Source organism: Acinetobacter sp. 766875, from assembly GCF_000582055.1.
GTDB classification, from domain to species: Bacteria; Pseudomonadota; Gammaproteobacteria; order Pseudomonadales; family Moraxellaceae; genus Acinetobacter; species Acinetobacter nosocomialis.
On sequence record NZ_JEXX01000053.1, the window covers coordinates 1 to 1,841 of the forward strand.

Consider the following 1,841-nt stretch of genomic DNA (forward strand, 5'->3'; position numbering starts at 1 on the left):
GACAGTACCAAACCCAGGTGACCTGACTGATGGTCAAACAGTAACAGCGACAGCGACTGACCCAGCGGGCAACCCGTCATTACCTGGCACAGGTGTAGTAGATGCAGTTGCCCCAACAGTTGCAGTAACAACAGCATTAACCAATGACAGTACACCTGCATTAACCGGTACAGTGAACGATCCGACAGCGAAAGTTGTGGTGACTGTAGATGGAGTGGATTATCCAGCGGTGAACAATGGTGATGGCACCTGGACCCTTGCAGACAATACACTTCCAGTGTTGACAGACGGTCCGCATACCGTGACTGTGACAGCCACCGACCCGGCAGGTAATGTGGGTACAGGCAATGCTGTGGTAACTGTAGATACCACTGCGCCAAGTGCACCGGTACTTGATCCAATCAATGCAACTAATCCTGTAACAGGTACAGCAGAACCTGGTTCAACAGTTACCGTGAGCTTCCCGGATGGCACACCAGCAACTGTAGTTGCAGGCCCGGATGGTAAGTGGACAGTACCAAACCCAGGTGACCTGACTGATGGTCAAACAGTAACAGCGACAGCGACTGACCCAGCGGGTAACCCGTCAGCACCATCAACTGGTACAGTAGATGCGGTTGCACCGGCAGTAACTGTAACAACGACATTAACCAATGACAGCACACCTGCATTAACCGGTACAGTGAACGATCCGACAGCGAAAGTGGTGGTGACTGTAGATGGAGTGAACTACCCGGCAACCAATAATGGCAATGGCACCTGGACCCTTGCAGACAATACACTTCCAGTGTTGACAGACGGTCCGCATACCGTGACTGTGACAGCAACCGACCCGGCAGGTAATGTGGGTACAGGCAATGCTGTGGTAACTGTCGATACGACAGCACCAGGTGCACCGGTACTTGATCCAATCAATGCAACTAATCCTGTAACAGGTACAGCAGAACCTGGTTCAACAGTTACCGTGAGCTTCCCGGATGGCACAACAGCAACTGTAGTTGCAGGCCCGGATGGTAAGTGGACAGTACCAAACCCAGGTGACCTGACTGATGGTCAAACAGTAACAGCGACAGCGACTGACCCAGCGGGCAACCCGTCATTACCTGGCACAGGTGTAGTAGATGCAGTTGCCCCAACAGTTGCAGTAACAACAGCATTAACCAATGACAGTACACCTGCATTAACCGGTACAGTGAACGATCCGACAGCGAAAGTTGTGGTGACTGTAGATGGAGTGGATTATCCAGCGGTGAACAATGGTGATGGCACCTGGACCCTTGCAGACAATACACTTCCAGTGTTGACAGACGGTCCGCATACCGTGACTGTGACAGCCACCGACCCGGCAGGTAATGTGGGTACAGGCAATGCTGTGGTAACTGTAGATACCACTGCGCCAAGTGCACCGGTACTTGATCCAATCAATGCAACTAATCCTGTAACAGGTACAGCAGAACCTGGTTCAACAGTTACCGTGAGCTTCCCGGATGGCACACCAGCAACTGTAGTTGCAGGCCCGGATGGTAAGTGGACAGTACCAAACCCAGGTGACCTGACTGATGGTCAAACAGTAACAGCGACAGCGACTGACCCAGCGGGTAACCCGTCAGCACCATCAACTGGTACAGTAGATGCGGTTGCACCGGCAGTAACTGTAACAACGACATTAACCAATGACAGCACACCTGCATTAACCGGTACAGTGAACGATCCGACAGCGAAAGTGGTGGTGACTGTAGATGGAGTGAACTACCCGGCAACCAATAATGGCAATGGCACCTGGACCCTTGCAGACAATACACTTCCAGTGTTGACAGACGGTCCGCATACCGTGACTGTGA

General features: G+C 52.2%; 1 protein-coding gene. It reads left to right on the plus strand.

Annotated features, from left to right (window positions below; all coding sequences use genetic code 11):
- Nucleotides 1-1,841 (plus strand): Ig-like domain-containing protein (locus J576_RS19270; RefSeq protein ID WP_033855750.1); only part of this gene is annotated, 1,841 nt, incomplete at both ends.